Origin of the sequence: Streptomyces sp. NPDC007971 (assembly GCF_042958635.1) — a bacterium.
GTDB lineage: Bacteria > Actinomycetota > Actinomycetes > Streptomycetales > Streptomycetaceae > Streptomyces.
The window spans coordinates 26,983-52,983 of sequence record NZ_JBIBJK010000015.1; the positions used below are offsets into that span (position 1 = coordinate 26,983).

General features: G+C 73.4%; 18 protein-coding genes and 3 pseudogenes. 13 read left to right on the forward strand and 8 right to left on the reverse strand.

The window, feature by feature from the left end:
• Positions 1-28 precede the first annotated feature (28 nt).
• Positions 29-475 carry a hypothetical protein gene (locus ACFZCP_RS29065; protein WP_391432266.1) on the reverse strand — a complete coding sequence of 149 codons (447 nt, stop codon included), beginning with the start codon at positions 473-475 and terminating at the stop codon, positions 29-31.
• Positions 472-771: a hypothetical protein gene (locus ACFZCP_RS29070; RefSeq protein ID WP_391432269.1), complete on the reverse strand. Its 300-nt coding sequence runs from the start codon at positions 769-771 to the stop codon at positions 472-474. The genes ACFZCP_RS29065 and ACFZCP_RS29070 overlap by 4 nt, the downstream gene beginning before the upstream one ends.
• Before the next feature lie 59 nt (positions 772-830).
• Here ACFZCP_RS29070 and ACFZCP_RS29075 point away from each other — a divergent pair, with 59 nt between their 5' ends.
• Complete coding sequence (locus ACFZCP_RS29075; RefSeq protein WP_391432272.1) at positions 831-1,538, forward strand: DUF4097 family beta strand repeat-containing protein; 708 nt, start codon at positions 831-833, stop codon at positions 1,536-1,538.
• A gap of 249 nt (positions 1,539-1,787) precedes the next feature.
• Here the strand turns inward: ACFZCP_RS29075 and ACFZCP_RS29080 are convergent, their stop codons facing one another.
• Together ACFZCP_RS29080 and ACFZCP_RS29085 are read right to left on the reverse strand one after the other, a co-directional pair.
• The gene (locus tag ACFZCP_RS29080; protein ID WP_391432276.1) at positions 1,788-3,341 is read right to left on the reverse strand and encodes an alpha/beta fold hydrolase; all 1,554 of its coding nucleotides are present in this window, start codon (positions 3,339-3,341) and stop codon (positions 1,788-1,790) included.
• Positions 3,342-3,474: 133 nt separating this feature from the next.
• Positions 3,475-4,059: a hypothetical protein gene (locus ACFZCP_RS29085; RefSeq protein ID WP_391432279.1), complete on the reverse strand. Its 585-nt coding sequence runs from the start codon at positions 4,057-4,059 to the stop codon at positions 3,475-3,477.
• Between the two features lie 142 nt (positions 4,060-4,201).
• On the opposite strand from ACFZCP_RS29085, the gene ACFZCP_RS29090 reads away from it, so the two are divergent.
• From ACFZCP_RS29090 to ACFZCP_RS29100, 3 genes are read left to right on the forward strand one after another with little or no spacing between them, the layout of a single operon-like run.
• A complete protein-coding gene (locus ACFZCP_RS29090; RefSeq protein ID WP_391432282.1) occupies positions 4,202-5,275 on the forward strand; it encodes an IS630 family transposase in 1,074 nt (357 codons plus the stop codon).
• Positions 5,265-5,546 carry a plasmid pRiA4b ORF-3 family protein gene (locus ACFZCP_RS29095; protein ID WP_391432285.1) on the forward strand — a complete coding sequence of 94 codons (282 nt, stop codon included), beginning with the start codon at positions 5,265-5,267 and terminating at the stop codon, positions 5,544-5,546. Before ACFZCP_RS29090 ends, ACFZCP_RS29095 begins: the two co-directional genes overlap by 11 nt.
• Positions 5,543-6,343 carry a class I SAM-dependent methyltransferase gene (locus ACFZCP_RS29100; RefSeq protein ID WP_356273984.1) on the forward strand — a complete coding sequence of 267 codons (801 nt, stop codon included), beginning with the start codon at positions 5,543-5,545 and terminating at the stop codon, positions 6,341-6,343. Before ACFZCP_RS29095 ends, ACFZCP_RS29100 begins: the two co-directional genes overlap by 4 nt.
• A gap of 715 nt (positions 6,344-7,058) precedes the next feature.
• Here ACFZCP_RS29100 and ACFZCP_RS29105 read toward each other — a convergent pair.
• Positions 7,059-7,289 (reverse strand): annotated as a pseudogene (locus ACFZCP_RS29105) (FUSC family protein); the annotation flags it as partial.
• Positions 7,290-7,539: 250 nt separating this feature from the next.
• Here ACFZCP_RS29105 and ACFZCP_RS29110 point away from each other — a divergent pair.
• From ACFZCP_RS29110 to ACFZCP_RS29120, 3 genes are all read left to right on the forward strand, one after another.
• The gene (locus ACFZCP_RS29110; RefSeq protein ID WP_391432290.1) at positions 7,540-8,016 is read left to right on the forward strand and encodes an Lrp/AsnC ligand binding domain-containing protein; all 477 of its coding nucleotides are present in this window, start codon (positions 7,540-7,542) and stop codon (positions 8,014-8,016) included.
• A gap of 20 nt (positions 8,017-8,036) precedes the next feature.
• Positions 8,037-8,744 carry an HAD-IA family hydrolase gene (locus tag ACFZCP_RS29115; RefSeq protein WP_391432293.1) on the forward strand — a complete coding sequence of 236 codons (708 nt, stop codon included), beginning with the start codon at positions 8,037-8,039 and terminating at the stop codon, positions 8,742-8,744.
• A 208-nt stretch (positions 8,745-8,952) separates the two neighbouring features.
• On the forward strand, positions 8,953-10,455 hold the full coding sequence (locus tag ACFZCP_RS29120) for an MFS transporter (RefSeq protein ID WP_391432296.1): 1,503 nt from the start codon (positions 8,953-8,955) through the stop codon (positions 10,453-10,455).
• A 145-nt stretch (positions 10,456-10,600) separates the two neighbouring features.
• Here ACFZCP_RS29120 and ACFZCP_RS29125 read toward each other — a convergent pair whose 3' ends face one another.
• The gene (locus tag ACFZCP_RS29125) at positions 10,601-11,395 is read right to left on the reverse strand and encodes a LysR substrate-binding domain-containing protein (protein WP_391432299.1); all 795 of its coding nucleotides are present in this window, start codon (positions 11,393-11,395) and stop codon (positions 10,601-10,603) included.
• Positions 11,396-11,453: 58 nt separating this feature from the next.
• Between ACFZCP_RS29125 and ACFZCP_RS29130 the strand changes: the two genes are divergently transcribed.
• Complete coding sequence (locus tag ACFZCP_RS29130) at positions 11,454-11,855, forward strand: DUF5997 family protein (RefSeq protein WP_391432302.1); 402 nt, start codon at positions 11,454-11,456, stop codon at positions 11,853-11,855.
• A 134-nt stretch (positions 11,856-11,989) separates the two neighbouring features.
• Here the strand turns inward: ACFZCP_RS29130 and ACFZCP_RS29135 are convergent.
• Positions 11,990-12,250, reverse strand: a pseudogene (locus ACFZCP_RS29135) (peptidoglycan-binding protein); the annotation flags it as partial.
• Positions 12,234-12,714: pseudogene (locus ACFZCP_RS29140) on the reverse strand (DUF6519 domain-containing protein); the annotation flags it as partial. The pseudogenes ACFZCP_RS29140 and ACFZCP_RS29135, both read right to left, overlap by 17 nt.
• A 174-nt stretch (positions 12,715-12,888) precedes the next feature.
• On the opposite strand from ACFZCP_RS29140, the gene ACFZCP_RS29145 reads away from it, so the two are divergent.
• From ACFZCP_RS29145 to ACFZCP_RS29165, 5 genes are read left to right on the forward strand one after another with little or no spacing between them, the layout of a single operon-like run.
• Complete coding sequence (locus ACFZCP_RS29145; RefSeq protein WP_362685957.1) at positions 12,889-13,743, forward strand: DUF4132 domain-containing protein; 855 nt, start codon at positions 12,889-12,891, stop codon at positions 13,741-13,743.
• Positions 13,740-18,752 carry a hypothetical protein gene (locus tag ACFZCP_RS29150; protein ID WP_391432306.1) on the forward strand — a complete coding sequence of 1,671 codons (5,013 nt, stop codon included), beginning with the start codon at positions 13,740-13,742 and terminating at the stop codon, positions 18,750-18,752. The genes ACFZCP_RS29145 and ACFZCP_RS29150 overlap by 4 nt, the downstream gene beginning before the upstream one ends.
• Before the next feature lie 52 nt (positions 18,753-18,804).
• Positions 18,805-19,974, forward strand: coding sequence for an AAA family ATPase (locus ACFZCP_RS29155; protein WP_391432310.1), 1,170 nt, complete (start codon positions 18,805-18,807; stop codon positions 19,972-19,974).
• A gap of 5 nt (positions 19,975-19,979) precedes the next feature.
• Complete coding sequence (locus tag ACFZCP_RS29160) at positions 19,980-23,885, forward strand: DUF5682 family protein (RefSeq protein WP_391432313.1); 3,906 nt, start codon at positions 19,980-19,982, stop codon at positions 23,883-23,885.
• Positions 23,882-25,750, forward strand: a complete 1,869-nt coding sequence (locus tag ACFZCP_RS29165; protein ID WP_391432316.1) for a hypothetical protein — start codon at positions 23,882-23,884, stop codon at positions 25,748-25,750. The genes ACFZCP_RS29160 and ACFZCP_RS29165 overlap by 4 nt, the downstream gene beginning before the upstream one ends.
• Positions 25,751-26,001: the final 251 nt, after the last annotated feature.

Sequence of the window (26,001 nt, forward strand, 5' to 3'; positions counted from 1 at the left end):
CGCGTCCCGACCCACGATCCGCCACAAATTAACCTGCAGGATCTGGGAACCCTGCAGGCTCGGTTCGGCCGGCTCGTGGACGGAATGGCGTGACGTTGTCGAGTACCGGCTCGGCTTCCGTGGACGCTCCAACCGGTTGCGTGAGAACGGCGCTGGCCAGAGTCAGACGGGTCACCAGCTCACGGAGCTCTTCGATCTCGTCCTTCTGGTTCAGGATGGTCTTCCTGAGTTTGGCGACCGTCGCCCGGAGCTGCCTCTCGGACTCCGGGACGTGCTGGGTTTCGTTGCGCACACGCTCGTAGAACGCGTTCTTCAGGTCCGCGTGCCGCTTCTGAAGGGCCATGCGGTGGACACCGGATTCGGCGGCGAGGGCGACGACGGTGAGGCTGCCGTTGGAGGCGGTGGCCTGCCCGCCCAAGGGTCTGTCCATGGCCTCACGGATGCGGGTGCGTTCGTCCTGGTGCTGATGGTTCATGTCAGAGCCTCGGCAGTCTGGGCCGTGAAGTCGTGGGCGTCGGCGATGGCGCGTAGCTTGTCAGCGGTCAATCGGAGTCGCTTCCCGACCGGGCCAGGTGAGTGGGCGGCCAATTGCTCGATTTCGATGGCCCGCTTGCGTAGTTGGCGGGCGTGGGTGTCGGTGCGGACAGTGTTGCCGCAGCCTTGCTGACAGGCGTACTGCCGCGGCGCCGTCGTGCCCGCGTCGGGCTCGCAGAGCGCGTTGTCGCGCTTGAACGCGCAGATCAGGAACGCGTCCGGGTTGTCATAGAGCACAACGCCGTCCCGGACGGGGGACCTTCATGCGACGTCGGCAGACGCGTCTCCTTGCAGCAGTGGCTTTGGGCGCTCTCACCGCCGGAGGGCTCTCCGCGTGCTCGACCCTCGACCAGAAGAAGACCTTCGAGGACGATGCCAAGATGCCCCAGAAGTTCTCCTCGATCCGTCTCGACAGCGGGAACGGCGGGGTGAAGGTGGAAGCCTCGGCAGGTATTTCAACGACCTCCGTGCACCGCAAGGTCAACTACCGTGGTGACAAGCCGAGTGGCACCTCGTTCAGTGTCGAGAACGGCGTCCTGACGCTCTCCGGCTGCGGCAAGAACTGCGGCGTCGACTACGTCGTCAAGGTGCCCGCCGGTCTTGCGGTGACGGGAGGCACCTCCAACGGCAGTGTCACACTGACCGATGTCGGCATGGTCGACGTGCACACGAGCAACGGCGAGATCGCGGTGAACAAGACAACGGGCCCGGTGAAGCTGCGCACGTCCAACGGTGACGTGAACGTCAAGGACGCCCAGGGCGGCGACATCGACACGCAGACGTCGAACGGCGAGGTGACGATCCAGACGGCCACCCCACAGAACATCAGGGCCCGCACGACCAGCGGCAGCCTCACGGTCACGGCCCCGCCCGCCAACTACCAGATCTCGGCGAACGACTCCCACGGCGACAAAAAGGTGGCGTTCAAGAACGACCCGTCGGGCAAGTACCGCTTGGATCTGTCGACAACGAACGGGGACTTGACTGTGGAGTCGGCAGGCTAGTGACCTTCTTCAGAGAGGCCACTGATCACAGCCTTTCAACCGTCGCTCTTCCGTCCGCCCTTCCGGCAGCTTCATCTTCGGCTCGGGCGGCGAGGTACTCGGCCCAGTCACGTCTGGCGTAGGCGACCCAGCTGAGCGCGGTATGGCGGTGCATCCCGGTCACGTCGGCGAGGATCGGGCTGGTGCACACCCGGGGCCCCTGCGAGCGAACCGGTGTGCTGACGGCCGCCCGGCGGATCCGTACGAGCCTCAGGACATGCTGCCCCGGCACACCGTCCCCGGGGCCGGGGTGCGGCCCGTGCGGAGGTAGTGGTCGACCGTCTCCGTGACGCAGCGGTTCTGCGGGTATGTGCCGTGGCCCTCCTCCTCGGCCGTCAGGAGGACGCCGACGCCGTCGCCCAGGGCGCGGGCCATGTGGCGGGCGCCGGGGTAGGGGGTGATCGGGTCGCCGGTGCCGCCGACCACCAGGACGGGGGCCGCGCCGTCGGCGTTCACCTGGGGCGTGGCGCGCTCGCCGTCGAACGGCCAGTCGTAACAGAGGTAGACGCCGGTGGACCAGGCCGCGCCGAAGACCGGTGAGGCGGCTTTGATGCGGGCCTTGTCCCGGTCGAGGCGTTCGAAGCCGGGGCGCAGGCTTGAGTCCGCGCAGGTGATCGCGGTCTGGGCGACGCGGCTGTTGTCGCGCGGGGTCGCCGCGCGGTCGGCGGAGCCGATGTCGTCCGCGCCCTTGCTCAGCGGACGGCCGTCGTTGTGGTCGATCAGCGCGGTGAGGGCCTTGGCGAGCGGCGCCCAGCCGTCCGTGCCGAGGCGGAGATGCTCGCTGACGGCGTACGCGAGGTCGTCGGCGTCGAGGTTCCTTCCGGCGCCGGCCGGGGCGGGCTTCTTCTCCAGGCGGTCGGCCAGGCGCGCCATGCGTCGCGCGGCCTCCTCGGGCCCGTCGCCGGTCGGGCAGTGGCGGATACGGGCCGCGCAGTGCGCGGCGAACCGGTCGAACGCCGCCTGGATCGCCTTGACCTGCGACACCTTCTTTTCGTCGAGGTCCTCGGTCGGATCGACGGACGCTTCGAGGACGAGCCGTCCGACGTGCGACGGGTACAGGTGGGCGTAGACCGCGCCGAGCGCCGTTCCGTACGAGACGCCGAAGTAGTGCAGCCGCTCGTCGCCGAGGAGGTAGCGCATCAGGTCGAGGTCGCGCGCGGTGTGCGAGGTGCCGATGTACGGGAGGAGCGCCCCGGAGTGCTTGACGCAGGCGTCGGTGTCGTCGTAGCCGGTGTCGTCCGCGGTCTTCCCGCATCGCACGGGGATGGTCGCGCCGACGCCGCGCGGGTCGAAGGAGACCAGGTCGTAGCGGTCGAGGAGCGGCTTGTACTCGTTGAGGAATTCGGGCAGTCCGCTCACGCCGGACACGCCGGGGCCGCCGAAGTTGAGGACGAGCGAGCCGATGCGCCGGGCGTTCGGGCCGGTGGCCTTGCGGCGGATCAGGGCGACGTCGATCGTCCTGCCGTCCGGTTTCCGGTAGTCGAGGGGGGCCTTCATGGTGGCGCAGTCATAGCCCGTGCGCGCGGTGCGCGGCGAGGTGCAGTTGGACCAGTGCAGGTGCTGGCCGGTGGTGAGCGCGGTGGGCAGTCCGGAGGGCGGGTTGCTCGCGGTGAACTCCGTACGCGGCTCCGCATCTCGGCCGCGCGCGTCGTGCTGGAGCCAGGCGCTGACGGCCCCGATCGCGACGAGGACGACCACGGCGATGATGCGCGCGCCGACCGAGAGGCCCGGTCTGCGGCTTTGTATCGGATGTGCGTCACTCATCGAAATCCCCGCGCTCCCGCCCCTGGACGCCGGCCCCGTGCCCGCATGCCCGTATCCGTGATCGTCCGATCGTCGAATGAGTGCAGGGTACAAGCCGCCTCCGACAGCACGGCTCGCGAGAGTGCCCAGAAATTTAGACCGACCCGTGCTCCCGGCTGTCCTGACGGCCGAAGCGCTCCCTATCCCGCGCCACCCCTTCGGCACTCACCGATGACTGGATGGTGTACACATCTCCGATACGGTCGTCGCCGCGCCGACGCTGTCGCCATTCTTCGTGAGCCCGGAACACCATGACGGACACCTGTGAAGCAGGCTGCCAGTGCCGTGTGAAGGTCGGAGCATTCACGTCCGGGGCGTCTTCCAGGGGTACACCCTGCTTCCCCAGCAGCCGCTCCAGTTTGTCGAACCGGAGGTGGCGGTCGAAGCGCCCGTACCGGTCGTGAATTGCCCTGTTGACGATGCTGCCGCCCCAGTACGACAGATGATGCACCTGCAAGGTGAAGTGGTGCCCCTCCCAAGGATGGTCCGGTGTTTCCCGAATCCAGAAGAACTCAACCATTCCGTAGTCGCGCCACATACTGTGGTCGTCAAGGGAGTTTTCGGCGAAATCGGAACCCAGCATCGCGGTCACCCGGTCGGGACTGTCCGTCGGATTGGCACCGAGCACCGTTCCGGAGGCGACCACGTCCATGTAGAACGCAAGGGAATGCGGAGTCAACTGGTCTTCCTTGACGGGGCGCCGGGTATCAGAAGCGACGGCCTCAGCATATGCGACCGGGGACGCCACGAAGATCCGCCGGACAGGCCCTAGTGCTGCGCCGCGGAAGTTCCGCCGATGGCCATCGGCTCGTTGACCGGGCATGGTGCTTGACGCTGATGATCGGCGTGTGCTGGAGGCACGGGTACGGGCTGATACCACGCCGCAGCGCGATGCCCGCCGGGCTCACATAGTCCTGCTCGCGGCCGGTGGCTGTCCGGTCTGGCAGATAGCGGAGATCGTCCGGGTAGATGTCTCGACGGTGGTGCGATGGCGGGACCGGTTCGCCCGGGAGGGAATGGCCGGACTGAAAGACCGGCCCCGCTCGGGCCGGCCGCCGGTCTACGGGCCGCAGGTGAGGCTGCGGGTCGTGGCGGCGGCCACCAGCACGCCGCCGCACCCCTATGACGGCTGGTCGCATCGGCTGATCGCCGATCATCTGGCGGACACGGGCATCTCCGCCTCCCAGGTCGGACGCATCCTGGCCGAGCTGCAGCTCAAGCCGCACCGGGTCCGAGGCTGGCTGACCCGGCCCGCCGACCCGCAGTTCTTCGCCAAGGCGGCCGAGGTATGCGCCCTCCACCGCAACTACCCGCCGGGCTCAATGGTGCTGTCAGTGGACGAGAAGACCGCGATGGCCGCCCGCTCGCGCAAGCAGCCCGGCCGGCCGCCGGGCCCGGGGCGGGTGCGGCGGCGGAAGTTCGAGTACATCCGCCACGGCATCGTCTCGGTCACCGTCGCGCTGGACGTGCACACCGGTCAGGTGGTCATGGAGGAGCTGAAGCGCAACGACTCCGCGCACTTCATCCGGTTCCTGGCCCGGCTTCAGCGGTGCATTCCAACCGGGCTGACGATCCATCTGATCCTGGACAACGGCTCCTCGCACACTTCCAAGGCCACCCGGGCCTGGCTGAAGCGGCATCCGCGGATCGTGCCGCACTACACCCCCAAGCACGCCTCCTGGCTGAACCAGGTGGAGATCTTCTTCTCCCTGCTGGCCCGCGCCGTCCTGCGTCACGGCAACTTCTCCTCCCGCACCGACCTGCTTGAGAAGGTCAGCGACTTCGCCATCGTCCACAACGAGACGGCTTGTCCGTTCCGTTGGAACTACGACGGTCGACCCCGCCAGACCGGGGACGAGCCCGCCGCCGCGAAGGAAGAGTGCCATGCCCGCTGACTCCGTCCTGCAGATCAAGGTCACCCTGGCCGACATCCACCCGCCGATCTGGCGACGGCTGCAGGTCCCGGCCGACCTCAAACTCGCCCGTCTGCACCTGGCGATCCAGACCGCGATGGGCTGGGAGAACTACCACATGCACCTCTTCACCACCCCGGCTGGCGACTACGGGCTACGCGACAGCGAACCCGGTCACCGCGACGAGCGGAAGGACCCGCTGGATACGGTCGCTCCCACCGCCGACGACACGCAACTAGGGTACGGCGTATGAGCCAGACTCCCGTCGACCCCGTCGCGCACAACCGCCTCGCCTGGGACCGCGAGGTGGAGGAGGGCAACGAGTGGTCACGCCCGGTCGGCCCCGAGGTGATCGCGAAGGCGCGGGCCGGCCAGTGGTCCATCGTCCTGATCGGGTACGAGCCGGTCGACCCGACCTGGTTCCCGCCGGAGATCGCCGGTCGCGACGTGCTCTGCCTCGCCTCCGGCGGCGGGCAGCAGGGTCCGGTGCTGGCCGCGGCGGGCGCGCGGGTGACCGTCTTCGATAACTCGCCCCGCCAGCTGGCGCAGGACGAGATGGTCGCGGCGCGGGAGGGGCTCGACCTACGCACCGTGCTCGGCGACGCGCGCGACCTGAGCCCGTTCCCGGACGCCTCGTTCGACCTTGTCGTCCACCCGGTCTCCAACCTGTTCATCCCGGAGCTGGCACCGGTCTGGCGCGAGTGCCACCGCGTGCTGCGCCCCGGCGGGACGCTGCTGTCCGGCTTCCTCAACCCGGACGTCTACCTCTTCGACGCCGAGTCCTTGGAGGCGCGCGGCGAGCTGGTGGTGCGCCACCGCCTGCCCTACAGCGACCTCACCCACCTGGAGCCAGCCGAGCGGGAACGGCTGTGGGGCCTCGACGCGCCGGTGGAGTACAGCCACACGCTCACCGAGCAGCTCGGCGGGCAGATCGCGGCGGGCTTCGCCATCACCGGCTTCGCCGAGGCACCGCACCACTCGGAGGCCACCGCCGGCTGGCTCTCCGGCTACTTCGCCACGAAAGCGGTCAAGGCTGGCGCCGGTCACTGACCCTCCACCGGCCGGGCCAGGTCAGCAGTGAGGCCGGCGGGCGGCTGGGTCAGGTGGGCAACGACCCTGCTGATACACAAACCGGGAACACCCCGCCCTCGGCAACCCCGCGTCGCTTATCGTGCTGGCAACCGTGGGGCACCCGCACCACGCATGACCGCCTCGACATCGACGCCATCAACAAACACCTCACCGCCCGATAGCCATCGGCGGAACTTGTGCGGTGCAGCACTGGACAGAATCCCCGTCGGCCCAAGCCGCCAGAAGCGCCCCAGGTATCACCGGCGTGTCACCAACCCCGTAGACGCTCCGGGACCACAGGGAATCCACCTACGCAAACGACATCGTTTCGGGCCACGTGGACGCCAGAAGACGGTTCTGCCTACCTGTGCCATGTGGTATCGCACACGCAGGCGCCTCCCATAAGGCGTCGCCCTTCTCTCTCCCCCCGCACACACGAAACCACGAGACAGGAAAGATCCGGACCATACGCGGACCAACCGAGCTGCAAAGGCCACCTCTTACACCATCGCCGCAGCCGAGGGGCTCGAAAGCGCTGTACCACCAGCAGACCAAGAACCTGCTGGCGAGCCCAGAGTGCCCTTCCGTCAAAAATCTCTGATCATGACCGGCGCCCCCGGACAGGCGTGGACGCCCCGACGCTCGCGACCTGGGCTTCTCCTGGGCCAGCACGTCCTGCGCAACGGCACGAGAAGCCACCACTCGGCAACTGACGGCTCATCACAAAAGTCAGCCCGCGCACGGTGGCGTCGGCGACGGTGAACAGGGCGAGCAGCGCGGCGAGACCGCCGGTGACCGCAGCGGGGAGGGAGTGCCCCGCGAGCCCGCACACCACGACGGCGAGCCCGATGCCGAGGACGGCCCGCGCGGCGAAGCGCAGCCGCGCCCGCCCCGGGTCCGGCGCCACGAACACCCTCTTCAGCACCGCGTCCCCTCCCATGAGGAATCCTGCGAACGCCCGGAGGCCCCGCACACAAAAGGCGCCGCGGGGATCCGCAGCGCCATCGACGCGGCCAAGAGAGCATCACGAAGGTCGATGGCTCAAGTGATGCTCGAATCACTGGACCACTGGCCCATGAGGAGCCCTGCTCGCGCACTCGCCCGGCAGTCAACGACCCAGGTCGGGCGGTATGCCCGGCGGACGCTCCGCTGAGCCATTGGTACAGTCGTGCATCATGACCGTGGACGAGCTCGACACCCGCATCCTGCGACTGCTGCTGGAGCAGCCGCGCACCAGCGTGCGCGAGTACGCCCGCATCCTGGGCGTCGCCAGGGGCACGCTGCAGGCCCGTCTGGACCGCATGGAACGGGACGGCGTGATCACCGGCACGGGCCCCTCGCTCTCGCCGTCGGCGCTCGGCCACCCGGTGCTCGCGTTCGTGCACATCGAGGTCACCCAGGGCCATCTGGACGACGTCGGGGACGCGCTGGCCGCCGTGCCGGAGATCGTGGAGGCGTTCTCGATCACCGGCGGCGGGGACCTGCTGGCCCGGGTGGTGGGGCGGGACAACGCCCATCTGGAGGACGTGATCCAGAAGCTGATCAGCCTGCCGGGCGTGGTGCGCACCCGCACCGAGGTGGCCCTGCGCGAGCGGGTGCCGCACCGGCTGCTGCCCCTGGTCGAGTCGCTCGGGCGGGCGGCCCGCGCCTGACCCCGGGCATCCTGGACCGCATGAGCACGCTCGGCACCCTTGCGGTCATCTTCGATCTCGACGGAACGCTGGTGGACAGCGAGCCGAACTACTACGAGGCGAGCCGGCAGACCCTGGCCGAACACGGCGTCCCGGACTTCACCTGGGCGGAGCACGAGAACTACGTCGGGATCAGCACCCGGGAGACGGTCGAGATCTGGCGGGCGCGCTACCGCCTCGGCGCCCCCGTGGACGAACTGCTCGCCGTGACGAACCGGCGCTATCTGGAGCTGGCCCGCACCCGCACGCCCGCGTACCCGCAGATGCGGAAGTTCGTGGAGCTGCTGGCCGCCGACGGCGTCCCGCTGGCGGTGGCCTCCGGCTCGTCCCCCGAGGCCATCGACGCCATCCTCGCGGGGACCGGCCTGGACGCCTTGGTGCGCACCGCCGTCTCGGCCGACGAGGTGGCCCACGGCAAGCCGGCCCCCGACGTCTTCCTGGAGGCGGCCCGCAGGCTCGGCACGGACCCCGCCGACTGCGTGGTCCTGGAGGACGCGGCACCGGGCGCGGCCGCCGCACACGCGGCCGGAATGCGCTGCATCGCAATCCCCTACGTCGCCGCCCAGGCGGACGCGCCCGGGTTCGCCACGGCGGCACTACTGCTGAGGGGCGGCCAGGCGGAGTTCACGGCGCAGTCGGCGTACAGCTGGCTCATGGAGGGGCACCGTCGCGGGACGACGGACGGCTGAGCGTTCGCGTGCGGGCCACCGCGGACCCACGGGTGGCGCGGGCTCCTCGGGCGCCAGGAGCCGCAGGCGGTCCCTCGGGGCGGCACGAACGGCGTTGTCCACGGGCCGACCGGCCGCGCCGCGCGCAGAAGCACTCGGCGTACGGAAGCACTCGGCGTACGGAAGCGCTCGGCGTGCGGTGAGGCGGGGCGCTGCTTAGCGTGATCACATGACCACAGTCCAGGCCCGGCCCGCCCCCGACGTACGGCGGTGGAAGGCGCTCGCGGTCTGTCTGACGGCGGGTTTCATCTCGCTGCTCGACACCTCGATCGTGAATGTGGCGCTGCCCTCGATGGAGCACGGGCTGGGCGCCTCCGAGGCCGCCCAGTCATGGGTGGTGTCCGGGTACGCCCTCACCTTCGGCCTCGCCCTCGTCCCGGCCGGCCGGCTCGGCGACATGCGCGGGCGCCGCCAGGCCTTCCTGCTCGGGCTCGCCGTGTTCACGGTGGCCTCGGCCGCGTGCGGGCTCGCACCCACCGCCTCCTGGCTGGTGCTGTTCCGGCTGATCCAGGGCACCGCGGCGGGCATGGTCGCACCGCAGACCTCGGGGCTCATCCAGCAGATGTTCCAGGGCGCCGAGCGGGCCAAGGCCTTCGGCCTGCTCGGCAGTGTCATCGGGGTCTCGACGGCGGTGGGCCCGCTGGCGGGCGGTGTGCTGATCGACGCCGTCGGCACCGACGACGGCTGGCGCTGGGTGTTCTTCGTCAATCTGCCCATCGGGGTGGCCACCCTCGTCGCCGGGCTGCGGCTGCTGCCCCGCTTCCCGGCGTCCTCGGCACGGCGGGAGGAGTTCGACCTGTTCGGCGTGCTGCTCCTCGGCTCGGCCGTCACCGCGCTGATGCTGCCCCTGGTACAGGAGCAGCAGTGGACCGGGCAGCTGAAATGGGGGCTGATGCCGGTGGCCGCGCTGCTGCTGGCCGCGTTCTGGGCGTGGGAGCGGCGCCAGGGGCGGTGCGGGCGGGCGCCACTGGTCGACCTGGGTCTGTTCTCGCTGCGGTCCTTCACGCTCGGCGCCCTGATCAGCCTGACCTACTTCGCCGGCTTCACCACCGTCTTCTTCGTCTACACGCTGTTCCTGCAGAACACGGTCGGCTACAGCGCGCTGACGGCAGGGCTGACGGTCCTGCCCTTCGCGGCCGCCTCGGCGGTCGGCGCCGCCATCGGGGGCCGGCTGGTCGTCCGGTACGGCCGCAAGCTCGTCGTCATGGGGCTGAGCGGGGTGGCCCTGGGGCTGCTCGGGACGGTCGTGGCGGTCCGGCTCGTGCCCCTGGAGTACGTCGGGTGGGCCACGGCGCTGCCGATGGTCGTCGGGGGGATCGGCTCCGGCATCACGGTCTCCCCCAACACGACCCTCACCCTGACCCGCGTTCCGGTGCGCCGTGCCGGTGCCGCGGGCGGAGTGCTGCAGACGGGCCAGCGCATCGGCTCGGCGGCCGGGATCGCCGTGGTGGGCGCGGTGTACTTCGCGCATCAGGCCGGCCACGAGCGCTCCGTCACGGCGATTCAGCTGGGGCTGCTCACCGCCGTCGGGATCATCCTGATCGCGCTGGTGCTGGCGGTGGCGGACCTGCGGGAGCGCCAGGTGCATCCGGAGACGGAGGCCGCCGGGGGGACGCTCCGACGGGGTTCGCAGGAGGGCGGAACGGAGGAAAAGGTCCGGCAGGGATCCTGAGGGAGCCGGCCGGATCACAGCCGCCGTTCCCCAGGGGGCATGACCGCAGATGCCATGGCCGGGAGAGGCCGAGAAAGGTCATGACCGCAGCGGCCGCTGCCGAGCGGCCATGACCGCAACCGCCACTGCCACTGCCACTGCCGGGTCAGGACTTGCGGCGCGGCTTGCCCCGCTTGGCCGGCTTGGCGCCGCCGCCCGAGCCGGCGCGGCCGCGCGAGGTACGACTCGCGGGCTTGCCACCGGTCGGCTTCGCGGCCGCCTGCTTCTGCCGGGCGCCGCCCTGCTTCTGCGGACGCTTCTGCTCGGCCTCGGCCTCGGCCTTCGCCGCCGTACGGCCCCGCGTGCTGTTGACCGTGCGGCCCCGGACGATGCCGATGAAGTCCTCCACCAGGTCGGTGGTGGCCTCCTCGGGCCAGGACAGGGCGATGCTCGACCGGGGGGCGTCGGCGACCGGGCGGTAGGTGAGGTCCCGGCGGTGGTAGAGGCGGGCCAGGGACTGCGGCACGATCAGCAGGCCGACGCCCGACGCCACCAGTTCGAGGGCGTCCGGCGTGGTCGCGGGGCGCTCGAAGGCGGGCTCGCCGGGCGGGCTGTCCCAGTCGAAGACGTCGTCCAGGGGGTGGAAGAGCACCTCGTCGGCGAGGTCGGCCAGGGTCACCTCGTCCGCCGCGGTGATCAGGTGGTCCTTGGGAACGACGACCACCGTGGTCTCGGTGTAGAGGGGGATCGCGCTGAAGAACGTCCGGTCGACCGGCAGCCGTACGAGCCCCGCGTCGGCCTCTCCCGCGCGCAGCATCTCCGGTACGTCGCCCGCGGGCACCTGGAGGAGGGTGAGCGGGATGTCGGGCAGACGCTCGTTCCAGATCCGCGCCCACTTGGCGGGCGTCGCACCGGGGACGTACGCGAGCCGGAACGACGGTGTTTCCTGCGAGCCTGTCACGGGGCCAGGTTACCGGCCGTGGTCGGCCGCCCGGCACGCGGCCGATACCCTTGACCTCATGAGTTCGCAGCAGAGCCCCCAGACGATGAAGCCCGCTACCGCGGCGAAGAAGCTGGGTGTGTACCTCCCCGCCACCCCCGCCGAGTTCCAGGAGGGTGTGGTGTCGCGCGCCGAGCTGGGCGAGTTGCAGGCCAATCCGCCCGAGTGGCTGCGCGAGCTGCGAGCGAACGGCCCCCACCCGCGTCCGGTGGTCGCCGCGAAGCTCGGCGTGTCCATCGCCGGTCTCGCGCGCGGCGGGGTCACCGAGCCGCTGACCTCCGAGCAGATCGAGGCGCTCAAGCAGGAGCAGCCCGAGTGGCTGGAGAAGGAGCGCGCCACCCAGGCCGAGGTCCGCAAGGAAACCGTCCGGATCAAGAAGCTGCACAAGGAGCGGCAGGAGAGGGGCGCCGAGGGGCGCTGACGCCCCCTGGCTCTTCTGCGGCCCTTCCCCCTTCGCCTTTCCTGTGCGGACGCCCTCCCGGCTCGGCCGGCCGGGTCTCTCCCGGCTCGGCCGCCCGGCTGTCTCTTGGTTCGGCCGGCCGGGGCTCTTCCGGTTCAGCCGTCCGACGGCACCTTCAGCCGGTCCCAGCTGATCTTGCCGGGGATGCCGTCCGCGTCCTTGCCCTTGAAGCCGAGCTTGTGCTGCCGGGCGGCGTAGGATCTGCGGTCGGCCTCGGTCCACTCGGGGCTCGGCCCCTCCTCGTAGTGCCCGCATCCCTCGGCGACCAGCCGACGGCCCATGGCGGTGACGAGCGGCGACTTCTGTCCGATGTGGAAGAAGCCGCTGCCCGGGAACGGGCCGGCCGATGCCGGCGGGGGCCCCGAGCAGCGGGCGACGCGCGGCGTCGGTGGGCCATTCGACGCTTCCGGTGGCGGTGCGGGCGGGGATCAGCCAGGGGTCGCCGGTGCGGTAGGAGCCGCCCTTGGCGAAGTACACCTCGACGCCGTCCTCCAGCGGCAGCCACTCCCCCCTCGACGACGGGGACCGCGCCGCCCTTCAGCGCCGTCGTACGGCCCTTCTGCCTCGGCCCCTCGTGGTGGTCCCAGCGGCGTGGGAAGGGGTGCAGGTGCGGCAGCCGTCCCACGTGCGGGTCAGGCTCGGCGGACAGGCGCACCCGGCGGCCGGGCAGGTCCAGTTCCTCGACCCGCAGCAGGGGCAGGGCCTCCAGGCGGGAGGCGTAGGCCGTGTCGGTGAACTCGACGTGGTCGCCGACCTCCGGGTCGAGCTTGGCGTCCAGGCCCAGGGTCGCCAACTGCACCCAGGCGCCGTCCAGTTCGTCTCCCGTTGCGCCGCCCGCGCGGCTCCCGTGGGGTCCACGGGCCCTTCGCGCCGTGTCCACAACCCGGCGTGGCCGGTTTTGCCGGGATGCCGCCCGCCGGGTGCCGAACGGCGTTGTCAGTGGCCTCCCCTAGAGTTCCCGTCACTTGATCAGTGCACATGCGGGGAGGCATGCATGGGGTGGGTTGCGGCCGGCGAGTACGAGGTCGCCCTCGATGGCGGAAAAGTGGTGTGCCGCAACGCGGCCGGGCGGCGGCTGAAGTCCGTGCCCGCCAAGCTCGCCGACGATCCGGCGGTCATGGGCCTCAGGCAGCTCGCCGAATGGCTGGAGCGGCACGAGCGGCAGTGCCTGGCCGATGCGGAGCGGTGGATGGTCCGCTCGCTGCCGGTGCCGCTCGCCGTCGTCACCCGGGTCTGGCCGGACCCCGCCTGGCGGGCCGCACTGCGCGACCTCGTCGTCACCGGCGCCGACGGACAGGTCGCCGGCTTCCTGCGGGACGCCGACCCCGAGCGCGGTCTCGGCCTCGTCGACCTCGACGGCGACACCGTCCGTATCGCCCCGGACCTCGTCCGCATCCCGCACCCCGTCCTCCTCGACGACCTGGAGGAACTGCGGGAGTTCGCCGTCGAGCTGGGCGTCGAGCAGCGCGCCCAGCAGCTCTTCCGCGAGGTGTGGCACCGCCCGGCCGCCCTCGACGCCGAGTCCGGCCAGGTGGAGGAGTACGCGGGCGGCTCGTACAAGGAACTGCGGTTCCTGCACGGCCGGGCGGCCCAGCTCGGCTACCGGGTGCGCGGCGGACACGCCGTGTGCTCCGTCCTGGAGGACGGGCGCGGCATCGAGGCCCGCGTCTGGGTCGGCGACTACGACAGCTGGGAGGAGACCGAGACCGGCCCGCTGGTGTGGGCCGATCCCGCCGGACGCGTGCTGAAGCTCGGTCAGGTGGGGCCGGTCGCCTGGTCGGAGGGCATGCGCATGGCGGCCGCGCTGTACGCCGGGCGGGACATCCAGGACGAGGAGCAGGCGGCATGACAGTCATCACCGGGTACGACGAGACCACCGCGGCCGCGCTGCTGGACGCCGGCGCCGTACTGCCCCCGGGCAGCACCGCGCGCGAGGACGCCGACAGCCTCACCGTCCGCACCTACACCCATCCCGCCCTGGACGACCGGCAGGTGGTCCGCCTGGTGCCGGGCACCCTCGGCGAGGCCGAGGACCTGGCGCTGGAGTTCCTGGGCCTGGCCCGCGAACCGCGCACCCCCGAGGTCGGACAGGTCCGCAAGGAGACCCTGGGCTTCCCGGCCTGGGCGCTGGTGAACGACCCGGCCAACGGACACCACGCACTCGCCCTGGTCAAGGACGTCGAGCGGCTCGCCCGGCAGGCCAAGTCCCGTCCCGGCCACGCCAAGGAGGGCTTCGAGTCGCTCGGCGAACGGCTCGGGCGGGCCGTGCCGCACTTCCTGCCCACCTTCTACGAGCAGGCCGCACGGGTCTTCCTGCAGCACGAGAACACCACGTACGCCGCCGCCTTCTTCGGCAAGGCCCGTGAGGCCGAGCGAGTGCACGCGCTGACCGTGGACGAGGAGCGGCAGCGGGCGGTGTTCCTGGAGTTCGCCTTCGCCGGGGCGCTGACCGTCAAGGCCCTCAAGGAGCATGTGAAGGACCTCGCCCGGCGCCTCGACCCGGCCGCCGCCTGGGCCCAGTTCCGGCAGCTGACGGTCGAGCGCTGCGCGGCCGGCATGCCGCCGTACGCCTCGCTGCCGCAGGACGCGCGCGGTCTGATCAAGGCGGCGGGCCTGGAGCGGGTCACCGAGGAGTGCGCCCTGGTCGCCGACCTGATCGCCTCCCCCGCCGCCGTCCGCGCGCCCGCCTCCTTCTGGAACTCCTACCGCACCGTCCTTCCCGTCCTCGCCGAACGCCGGCCGGCGGTGCGTGCCCGTCTGCTGGAGATCATGCCGGCGGGGCTCGGGCGCGAGGTCGAGGACGACGAGTTCTGGCTGGCGCTCCTCGCGGAGTGCGGGGCCGAGCGGCTGCTGACCGACGCGGCCGCGGCCACGGAGAACGGCGTCGATCCCGCCGACTGGCTGAGCCGCTGGGCCGCCTTCCGCAAGCACGGCGGGTCCATAGCGCGCCGCTCGCCCGGCACCCTGGCGCTCCTGGAGCGGATGGCCCCGCACCTGCGCGCCGCGGGGCGGCCCGTGGACCTGTTCACCGGCCGCTGGCACTCCGGCGCCGACCTGGACCTGCTGGACCTGTGCGTGACGCAGGACGTCCCGCTCACGGTGCCGGGCCCCGACGGGGGCATGAACGTGTTCCTGCCGCTCACCGCCTGGCTGAAGGACACCCGGGAAGGCCGCCGGGACCTGGTGGCCGTCGGCGCCGAACCGCGCCTGCGGCGCCTGCTGCACCAGGCGGTCGACGCGGTCGGCAAGGACGCGCAGAGCCGCGAGCTGCTGCAGACCGTCGCCGCCCACCCCGTGCTCTCGGTCGTGCTGCACGAGTGGCTGGACGAGGCCGCCCTGGACTACACGCGCGCCACGGGCCTGCCGGCCGCCCGTGCCGCGCTGGACCGGCTGCGGCCCTTCCGGCCGGTCGCCCGCGAGGTCAACGCGGACGCCGTCGCCCGGGTCGCCGGTCACCAGGTCGCGCCGCTGCTCGGCCGCACCCTGCGCGCCGGGATCCTGGACGAGCTGGGCTGGCCCGCCCTCGACGAGGCGCTGGACCTCCTCGACGCCGGGACCAGGAAGGCCAAGGGCGAGGACGACACGCTGACGGTCCACGAGGCCTGGCCCGCGCTGATCCTGGCGCGCGGGCACAAGGCGGTCGTGGTCGGCCCCGAGCAGGTGCTCCTCGACCACGACCTGCGGCTGCCCCACGAGCTGGACCGCTGGCAGCGCCCCCGGTTCCGCTACACGGACGGGGAGCTGCTGGTCATGTGGCGCAAGGACGCCAAGCAGTACGGCTACTGGACGGCCCGGCCCGCCGAGGTCTTCGAGCTCGGCGGCGAGCAGCTGTCCTCGTACTGGTCCGGGAACGAGGTCGACACCCCTTCGATCCCGCTGTCCGGCGGCGGACGCGCCACCGGTGGCCGCACCCTGCACGCCGGGGACACGGTCCTGCCGCCCAGCCGTGACGTGATCGGCGACGGCACCACGCTGTGGCGCCGGGGCAAACAGGGTGCGCAGACGGTGTGGCTGGAGTACGACCCAGCCACCGGCACGCACGGCCGCGCCTCCCTGCCCGCTCTGCTGCGCTCCGGCATCCGCGAGGACGCCTCGCTGCTGCCGCGCTCGTGCGAGGTGCTGCCGCTGCAACCGGGCCTGGAGAACAGCCCGTTCGGCACCGACGGCACGGTGCTGGGCCGCTGGGTGCGCCGGGAGGGCACGGGCGACGAGGCCCGTCGGGTCGCCGGGACACCGGACGGGCGCACGGTCTCCGTGGCCGCGAACGCCGGCCGGGCCGGCGTGGTGCCGCTCGGGGCGCTGCGGCTGCCCGGGGGCGCCGAGCCGGTCGTCGTGCAGACGCACCGCCAGGTGAGCCTGTTCGCCGCCGAGGACACGTCGCCGGGCGGGGAACTGGGCTCGGTGACGCCGGTCGACGACCGCGGCAGCCATTTCGCCGCCGGAACACGTCTGGTGCCGCCCGTCGCCTTCTGGCACGCGCTGCGCCCGCGCGACGAGCAGGGCTCGGCCGTGCTGCGCGCCCTGACCGACGAGCAGGCCGCCGAGGTGCTGCGGGCCACGGCGCTGGCCCTGCAACAACGGCAGCAGGCACTGGCCGACGCCGGCCCGGACGAGGCCGCCAAGTCCGCCGTGCCGTCCGCCTACCACGTCACCCTCGGCGCCGTCGCGCCCGCCCTGTCGGGCTGCACCGACGCCAGGCTGCTCACCGGTGCCGCCTCGCTGGTGCGCGTGGCGCTGCGCATCGCCGAGTCGGCCGCGGCCTTCGCGGCTCCTCCCCAGGAACGGCCGCGCGACCTTCGCGGGACGCAGGAGATGTTCGCCGACTACCGCCCCCGGCACGGCGACGAGCGCACCCTGCACGACGCGCTGGCCGGGATCGTCGGCCTCAACGGCTGGTGGTACCAGGAGCGGTGGAGCGCGCTGCGCCAGATCCGGGCGGTCAACCACGTGCTCGCGGGCAGGCCGGCCGAGGGCAGGCGACTGCCCGGCCCGGAGCGCATCGGCACCCTGGACGACGGCTGGCTCAGCGACGAACACACCGTCCCCGGGATCGGGATGGTGTGGCCTCCGGTGCTGGGCGTCCTGCGGGCCCTCGCCCTGCGGGCCGCCTCGCCCGCCCTGTCCGACGCCGGGCGGCAGCCGCTGCTCCTGCTGCTGGAGGCCGTCGCCGAAGGTCCGCTCCCCGCGACCGACGGCACCCTGCGCGAGATCGTGCTGGTCGAACCGCACGACAAGCAGGAGCGGACCGGCCAGGTCCTGCGCCGCGACGGCCGTACGGTGGTGATCCTCGGCTGCCAGAGCATCGACGGCGAGCGGGACCGTGTGCGCTGGCTGGCGCTGGACCACGACCCGTCCGGCGCCTTCGGCGCGATCGCCCACTTCGTGCTGGAGAGCGAGGTCAGGCACACCCCGGCCATCTCCGCCGACGACCTCACCACCGTCCTGCGGCTGGTCCGGGACAAGGGCGCCGCCCCCTGGCGGGCCGAGGCGGTCGAAGCGCTGGTGAAGGCCACCCACGGCGGGCTGGGCCCGCTCCAGGCCACCGCCCTGTCGGCCGGCCTGCCGCCGTCGCCCGACGCCGAGGGACTGGCCGTCCTCGGACTCAAGCCCCGGCAGCACGAGTTCGCCGTCGCCAGGGTGAACAACCTGGGACCCGACGAGCGGACCGCCCTCCTGGGCGCCCTGCTGCCCGCGGACCCCGCCGACCTGTGGACCACCGGACCGGACACCGAAGCCGCCGGGCGGGTGTGGGCCGAGCGGCTCGGCTCGCTCGTCCGCGTGTCCGAGGACCTCAGCGCCGATCTCGCGGGCCTGGGCGCCGGATACGCCGAGGAGGTGCTCAACCCCGGCCGCACCCCGTGGCTGGCCCGCACCACGGTCCTGCGGCCCGACCCGGAGGGCAACCTGGTCTGGGCGGACCCCTCGGCGGTGCCCGGCCGGCACGACCTGTGGTCCGCCGTCAACGCCCTGGCCGCGCTGGCCTACGTGCTGCCGTACGGCCATCCGCTGCGCGCGGCCCTGCCCGAGGGGCTCGCCGCGCTGCGCCGTCGCATGGCCGATCCGGAGCTGCTGCTCGACCTGGACGTCGAGTGGACGGAGAAGGGCAGCTCGACCGCCGTCGAACTGCGCAAGGCCTACGGTCTCCCGGCGACCGGCGGCTGCGACGCGCACGGTCTGACGCGGGCCGGCGAGGCGATCGTGCTGCGCCCCTGGTACCGCGACACGGAGACGGTCCTCATCCGACCCGCCGCGCTCAGCGGGCCCGACGACGCCGTGTTCGGGCTGCTCGAAGGCCTGGTCGGCGACGCGCGCGCCCGCGGTCTGCGGATGCTGCGCACGCTCCTCGGCGAGGAGTTGGCCCGGGCCGTCGAGGCCGGCCTCGGCACCGAGGTCCCCTCGGGACACGCTCAGGACCCGGCCGTCAGCACTCCCGCCCTCGTCGCCGAGGTCGCCGCGGCGCAGGGACTGAGCCCGGACGCGGCGGTCCTCTACCTCCAGCTGCTGGCGCTGCCCGATCCGACGGACCGCAACTGCGCGCGCTGGACCGGCTGGAAGCCCGCCCGGATGAAGAAGGCACGGGCGGAGCTGGCCGCGACCGACCTGGTCGTCGAGGCCAAGCGGGCGCGCGCCGGGCGGACTCTGTTCCTGCCCTGCGGCTGGCGCGACCTCAAGTCGCCCGCACTGCCGGTGGAGGTGTGGAAGGAGGGCCTGTACCCCGTCCCGGACCGGCTGCGCGCCCTGCCCCTGCTCGCGGTGCCGGAGCTGTTCGCGCGCGCCTGGGACCGCGTCCGTGCCGCAGACGCCCCGGCGTACGAGGAGCTGACCACACGGGCCACGCGCAAGGGGCGGCGCCGATGACCCTGCGCCCACCGATCACCACCGCTCGTACCACCCCGAAGGGCACCCGCCGATGACCACCGTCCTCGTTCCCGACACGACCCGTCAGATCGTCCCGCCCGAGGACCTCCACGCCACCGAGCTCGCCTTCCTCGCCGCGTACGACACCGGGCCGCGTCCTCCCGCGTGGCGGCTCACGCCCCGGGCCGTCGTCACGTTCGTCATGGGCAGCGGCGGGCAGGCGCTGCGGCTGCCCGAGGACGCCGAGGTGCCGGACGGGGTGCCGCGGCGCCTGGTGGTGGAGGGGAAGTTCGTCGGCGACCGGGCGCTGGTGGAGCGATGTGTCGTCACGCTCGCCGGTGAGCGGGGTCTGCTGCTCGTCGGCGAGCCCGGCACCGCCAAGTCCCTGCTGTCCGAGCTGCTGTCGGCCGCCGTGTGCGGGACCAGCGCCCTCGTCGTGCAGGGCACCGCCGGCACGACCGAGGACCAGCTCAAGTACGGCTGGAACTACGCCCTGCTGCTCGCGCAGGGGCCCAGCCGCCGGGCACTGGTTCCCTCACCGGTGATGACCGCGATGGCCCGGGGGGCGATCGCCCGGGTCGAGGAGGTCACCCGCTGCCTGCCCGAGGTGCAGGACGCCCTGGTGTCACTGCTGTCGGAGCGGCGCATATCGGTGCCCGAACTGGCGGGCGGCGAGGACGCGTTGGCCCATGCGGCACCCGGGTTCAACCTCATCGCGACCGCCAACCTGCGGGACAGGGGCGTCTCGGAGATGTCCGCCGCGCTCAAGCGCCGCTTCAACTTCGAGACCGTGGGCCCCATCGGGGACCTCGACGCCGAGGCCGCACTGGTGCGCCGGCAGGCCAGGGCGTCGGTGGAGCGGGCCGGGGCGCCCTTCCAGGTCGACGACGCCGTGCTGGAGGCTCTGGTCACGGCGTTCCGGGACCTGCGCGAGGGGCGGTCGGCGGAGGGCTGGGAGGTGGAGCGGCCGTCCACCGTGATGAGCACCGCTGAGGCCGTGTCGGTCGCCGGCGCACTGGGCCTGGCCGCGGCGTACTTCCCCGGTGACCGCGACGTCCTCGGCCTGCTCCCCGGCCATCTCCTCGGTGTCGTGCGCAAGGACGACCCGGCCGACGCGGCCCGGCTGCGCGGCTACTGGGACGGTCCCGTCCGGCGCCGCGCAGAGCAGGGCTCCGCCACCTGGCGGACCCTGTGGGACCTGCGCACGGTCCTGGAGGGCTGACGGCCGTGCCCCACGTTTCTCCCGAGGCGGCCGCCCTGGCCCTCACCGACCCGGCGGCGCCCTACCTCATCGGCGTACGGCACCACGCGCCGTCGCTGGCCGCCGCCGTACCGGCGCTGCTGGATGCGGCGAAGCCGGACGTCCTGCTCGTCGAGCTGCCCGCCGAGCTGCAGGACTGGGTGCCCTGGCTCGCCCACGAGGAGACCCGGGCGCCGGTCGCCCTCGCCGCCGCACCCGGCGACGGGGGCGGCGGCCCCGCGTTCTACCCCTTCGCCGACTTCTCACCGGAACTGGCGGCGGTGCGGTGGGCGGCACGGCACGACGTACCGGTCATCGCCTGCGACCTGCCGCTCGCCGACCGGGCATGGAGCGGGGGGAGCCTCGCCGACGCCTCCGGCACGGGTGCGGAGACAAGTACGGGTGCGGGGGCAAGTACGGGTGCGGGGGCAAGTACGGGTGCGGAGGCGATGACGGATACAGACGGGGAGGACACTGCGGAGCCGGGCGGACGAGCGCCGGAGGGCGCACCTGCCTCCAGCGCTTCGGAACGCGCAACCGGGCAGGGCGGACAGACACCCACCGGCACGCCCGGCACCGGCCCTGCACACCGAGCTTCACCAACCTCACCCGCGCAGGCCGGTGCGTCCGGTACCAGTCCAGGGCGTGGCTGCTCGCCGGAGGAGGGGAGCATCGCGAGGGCGGCAGAGGATGGTTCCGCTGCCGCCGGGCTCGCGGCCGCGCTCCGCTCCCGCCTCACCGGGCGCCCCGGTGACGACCTCTGGGACCGGCTGGTGGAGGCCACCGCCCCCGGTTCGTCGCCGGAGGCCCTGCGGCGGGCGGCACTGCTGACGGGGTGGGCGCTGCGTGAGGACGCGGTGGCCTCGGGCGGGGTGCCGGAGCTGGATCTGCGCCGGGAGCGGTGGATGCGCGCGTGCCTGGCCGCGGCCACGGCCGACGGCCGGCGTGCGGCCGTGGTGGTGGGCGCCTTCCACGCTCCGGCGCTGCTGGCGCCGGCCGACGGCGAGGACGGCCGGCCGGTCCCTGCGGCCTCGGTGTGGACCACCTCGCTCATCCCCTACACCTATGCCCTGCTCGACGAGCGGTCCGGATATCCCGCCGGAATCCGGGACCCCGAGTGGCAGCACAGCGTGCTGGAGGCGGCCGGTGACCCCGCGGCGCTGGAGGAGGCGCTGACCGGGGCGGCCGTCCGGGTGTGTGGCGAACTGCGAGCGCTCGGACATCCGTCGGGGCCGGCCGACGCACGGGAGATCGTGCGGCTCGCCGGTGACCTGGCCCGGCTGCGGGGGCTGCCGGCGGCGGGCCGGGGCGAACTGGTCGAGGCCGTGCAGACCGTACTCGCCCAGGGCGAGCCGTACGGGCGGGGCCGGGCGGTCGCACGGGCGATGGAGAAGGTGCTCGTCGGCAGCCGCGCGGGCCTTCCGGCGCCCGGCGCGCCGCGCAGCGGGCTCGTTCCCGCGGTCGAGGCGGAGGTCGCCGCGCTGGGCCTGCCCGGCCCGGCGGACTCGGGGCCGGGTGCCGCCCGCGATCTGCGCCTGGACCCGCTCCGCTCCGGCCTGGACCGCCGCCGCGAACTCCTGCTGCGCCGCCTGACGGTGTGCGCGGTGCCCTACGCGGAGCCCAAAGAGGTCATCGGCGCGGGCGGCACCGAGGCGCTGACCTCCCGCTGGGAGGTGCGCTGGACGCCGGCCACGGCCGCCGTGCTGACGGCCGCCGGGGTCCGTGGGGTCACCCCTGCCCAGGCGGCCGAGGGACTGCTGCGCGAGCGCCGTCGCACCGAGCGCGACGAGGGCGGGCCCACCGCGGCGCAGGCCCTGCTCGGCCTGGAGCAGGCGGCGCAGTGCGGGCTTGCGGTGCTCGCGGACGAGCGTCTCGCGGACGTCGCCGAAGTGCTGCCCGACTCCGCCACCCTGCCCGAACTCCTCGCGGGGCTGGCCCTGTTGGACCGCCTGTGCGCCGGGCACGTGGCCGGACTGCCCGCCGACGATGGCCGTACGGCACGGGCGGCGGCCGTGGCCGAGCTGCTGACCGCCGCCGCTGTGCGCCAGGTCGACGGCCTCACCGGTTCCGAGGACCCGGCCGACGCCCACGCCCTGCTGGAACTGGCCCACCGGGCCGACCTGTTGGGGGGAATCCGGCTCACCGACGCGCTCGCCCGGCTGGCCGCCGAGGGGTCGCCGTTGATGCGTGGCGCCGCGGGAGCGGTCCGTGTGCTGCTCGGGCACGAGGATCCGCACGGCTTCGGTGACCGGGTGGCGTCCTGGGTCGACGGGGCCGGCGATCCCGAGACCCGCTCGGCGCTCACGGCGCGGCTCACCGGACTGCTCACCGCCGCGGGGCAGTTGCTGGAGTCGGCGGTGCCCGCGCTGGAGCCGCTCCTTGGCCGGGTCGTACACCTGGCCGACCAGGACTTCCTGGACCGGCTGCCCGCGCTGCGGGGCGGTTTCGACACGCTCAGCCCGGCCGCGCGTGACCGGCTGCTGTCCGCCGTCGAGGAACGGCTGGGTGTACGTCATCTGGCCGACACCGGCGACGTCGACCCGCGTGCACTGGCCGTGCGGACCCGGGCCGACCTCGCGGCGCGCGAGGCGCTGGACGCCTGGGGGCTCCTCCCTCCGCCCCGGCGGCCCCCGGCGCCCTCCGCAGCCGACGGCCCCGACGCCACCACCACAGCCCCCACCGCCAGCGGCTCCGACTCGGGCTCCAGCTCGGGCTCCGGCCCCGGCTCCAGCGCCAGCGCCGACTCCGACTCCAGCTCCGACTCCGACTCCGACTCCGGTGGGAGCCTTCGGCTCGGACCGGCCGACCGCTGGCGCCTCGTACTGGGCCGTCGCACCGACCAACTGCCCACGTCCGCCCGTGCCCTGGCGACGGCGCTGGACGAGCTGTACGGCTCCGGGCGCGGCGAGGGCAGCCGGGGTGGCACCGGTCCGGGGGGCGGCGGCGGACGGGAGGCGCCGTATCCCGGGGTGCGGGAGTGGTCCGAGGAACTGACGGCCCTGTTCGGGCCCGGCATCCGAGAGGAGGTCTTGGCGGCGGCCGCCGCGGCGGGCCGGGCGGACGTGTATGCGGAACTCGACCCGGACTCCGTACGGCCCTCCGTCGACCTGCTGCGTTCGGTGCTGCGGCACGCCGGCGGCCTGCCGGAGGCCCGGCTGGCCACACTGCGTCCGCTGGTCCGGCGTCTGGTCGACGCCCTGGCCCGGCAGCTGGCCACGCGGCTGCGGCCGGCCCTGCACGGCACCGCGCTGCCGCGTCCCAGCCGCCGCCCGGGCGGCGGCCTCGATCTGCCGCGCACGCTGCGGGCCAACCTGGCGACCGCACGCCACGCGCCGGACGGCACGGTCCAGGTCGTTCCCGAGCGCCCCGTCTTCCGCACCCGGGCCCGCAAGGCCGCCGACTGGCGGCTGATCCTGGTCACCGACGTGTCGGGGTCCATGGAGGCGTCCACCGTGTGGGCGGCGATCACGGCCTCCGTACTGGCCGGGGTGCCCACCCTGTCCACGCACTTCCTGGCCTTCTCGACCGAGGTCATCGACCTGACCGACCACGTGGAGGACCCACTGTCGCTGCTGCTGGAGGTCAGCGTGGGCGGCGGCACCCACATCGCGGCCGGACTGCGGCACGCCCGGGAACTGGTCACCGTGCCCTCGCGCACCCTGGTCGTGGTCGTCAGCGACTTCGAGGAGGGCTACCCGCTCGGCGGACTGCTCGCCGAGGTCCGTTCGCTGGTCGGGGCCGGCTGCCAGGTCCTCGGGTGCGCGAGCCTCGACGACTCCGGCCGGCCCCGGTACTCCACCGGGGTCGCGAGCCGGCTGGTCGCCGCGGGGATGCCGGTCGCGGCCCTCAGCCCGCTCGAACTCGCCCGCTGGGTAGGGGAGAAGATCGCATGAGCAAGGATCTCGGACCGACGGCTCTGCCCCCGGTCGCGCCGTCGGTGACGGCAGAACTCGTCGCTGCCCTCTCGCCGCGGCTGCGCAAACGGCTCGACGCGGGCATCGCCAAGCTGGCGGACCGTCCGATCGTCCGCGACGACGACATCGTGCGCATCGCCGTCGACGACGCCACCGACATCGAACTGCACGCCCCCGGCGGCACGGTGACCCGTCCCGACGACATCCGTTGCGGCTGCCTGCTGGCCCCGGACTGCCTGCACCGCGCCGCAGCGGCCTCCGCCGCACCGATCGCGGAGCCGGCCCCGGAACCGCCCACGGAATCGCGGGCGGAGTCGCGGGCGGAGGCGGCCACGGAATCGGCCACCGCGGCCCGGTCCGAGGAACCGGACACCGGCGCGGGCCCGGATGCGGGCTCAGGTGCAGAGCCAGGTGCAGGCCCAGGCGCGGCCCCTGACGCGGGCCCGGGTGCGGGGGCCCGGGCGGACGCGGACCAGCAGCCCGAGCGGGCCGCTCCCGAGCAGTGTGCCGCCGCCCGTGCCCTGTACACCGCCGCGACCGCCGTACTCGAAGCCGGTACGGACGGTTCCGGGGCGGTGCTCCAGGCAGAGCTGCTGCGTGCCGCGCACACCGCGCGGCTCGCCGGGCTCCCCCGGGCCGCCGCGACGGCCGTCTCCGTGGTCACCGCGGTGCGCGCGGCCCGTTCGTCCGACCCCGCCCACCGCCTGGCCGACCTCGTGGGCACGCTTCGCGACGCCCTGTCGGCGGCCCATCGCATCCCGCACGCCGCAGGCCCCGAACTGACCGAGCTGCGCGGCACGGTACGGCAGCCGTACCGCCCGGACGGCTCGTTGCGGCTGTACGGCCTCTTCACCGAGCCGGTGCTCACGGCGACCGGTTTCGCGGGCGCGGTCACCTGGACCGCCGATGCCGAGGGCCGCCTGTACCAGGTCTCGGACGTGGCTCCGGGCGGCGCCGGGCGGGCGGTGGGCGCGGCCGACCGGGCCGTACGCGTCGGGGACACGGCGCTGACCCACCGCGAGCTGTCCCGGGCCGGGCTCGCGGTGTCGGGGGCCACGGTCTCCCCGGCGGGGCGGCTCGGCGCGGGCGCGGGGGTACGGGCGGTCCGGGCGTCCGGTGCCGACTGGCGGGCCGCGCCGTTGGACCGGCTGTGGACGCCGACGGCCGCCGAGCAGGTCTCCCGTGCCCTGGACGGTGGGTCCGACCTGCTCTTCCTGGAGGTCACCCTCGTCGGCACGGTCCGCGAGGCCGCGGGCGACTGCCTCCTCGCCGACTGCGACGGCGTCACCCTGCGGCTGGCCGCCGCCCACGACCATCCGGCGCTCCCCCACCGCGACAACCTCCGTCTGCTGGCCGCCGCGCGGGGCAGCCGGCTCCGGATCGTCGCCCGGCTCACCCCGGCCCCGCACCCACGGGCCCTGCTGCTGGCGACCGAGCACCCCGCCGTCCCCGGCACCCGGGTCGACGCCGGTCTGGACCGGCTGCTCCACGCCGACCTGCCCGCGCCCGCCTCCCCCGCGCCCGCGCCCGCCGTCCCCACACCCGAGGAGTCACCCGTGCACCTGCTGCGGCGCCGGGTGCAGCAGGCGGCCTCGGGCGGCAGGCTCGTGCTGTCCTTCCCGGGGAGCACGGCCGCCGACGTCCGGCGGCTGAACAGCCACGGCCTGGCGACGGCGGGCGACCTGCTGGATGAACTGCACGCGGCCGCGGCGGAGCGCTCACGCGATGTCTTCGGCCGTCTGCTCCCGGCGGACCCGGACCGGTTCGCCCGGGCCTGGCTGGCCGCGGCCCGCTACACCGACGAGGTGGACCGCGCGCTGTGTGCCGCGGCCTGGAGCGCCTGAGGGATTCGGGCCCCGGGGGGCGGGGACGAGGGGTTGGCGCGCGAGGGATTCGGGCCCGAGGGATTCGGGCCCGAGGGATTCGGGCCCGAGGGATTCGGGCCGAGAGGTTCGGTTCGGGCCTGAGGGGGTCGGGGACGCGGGGTTCGGGTCCGAGGGGTTCCGGGACGCGGGGTTCCGGGACGCGGGGTTCCGGGACGCGGGGTTCCGGGACGCGGGGTTCCGGGACGCGGGGTTCCGGGACGCGGGGTTCC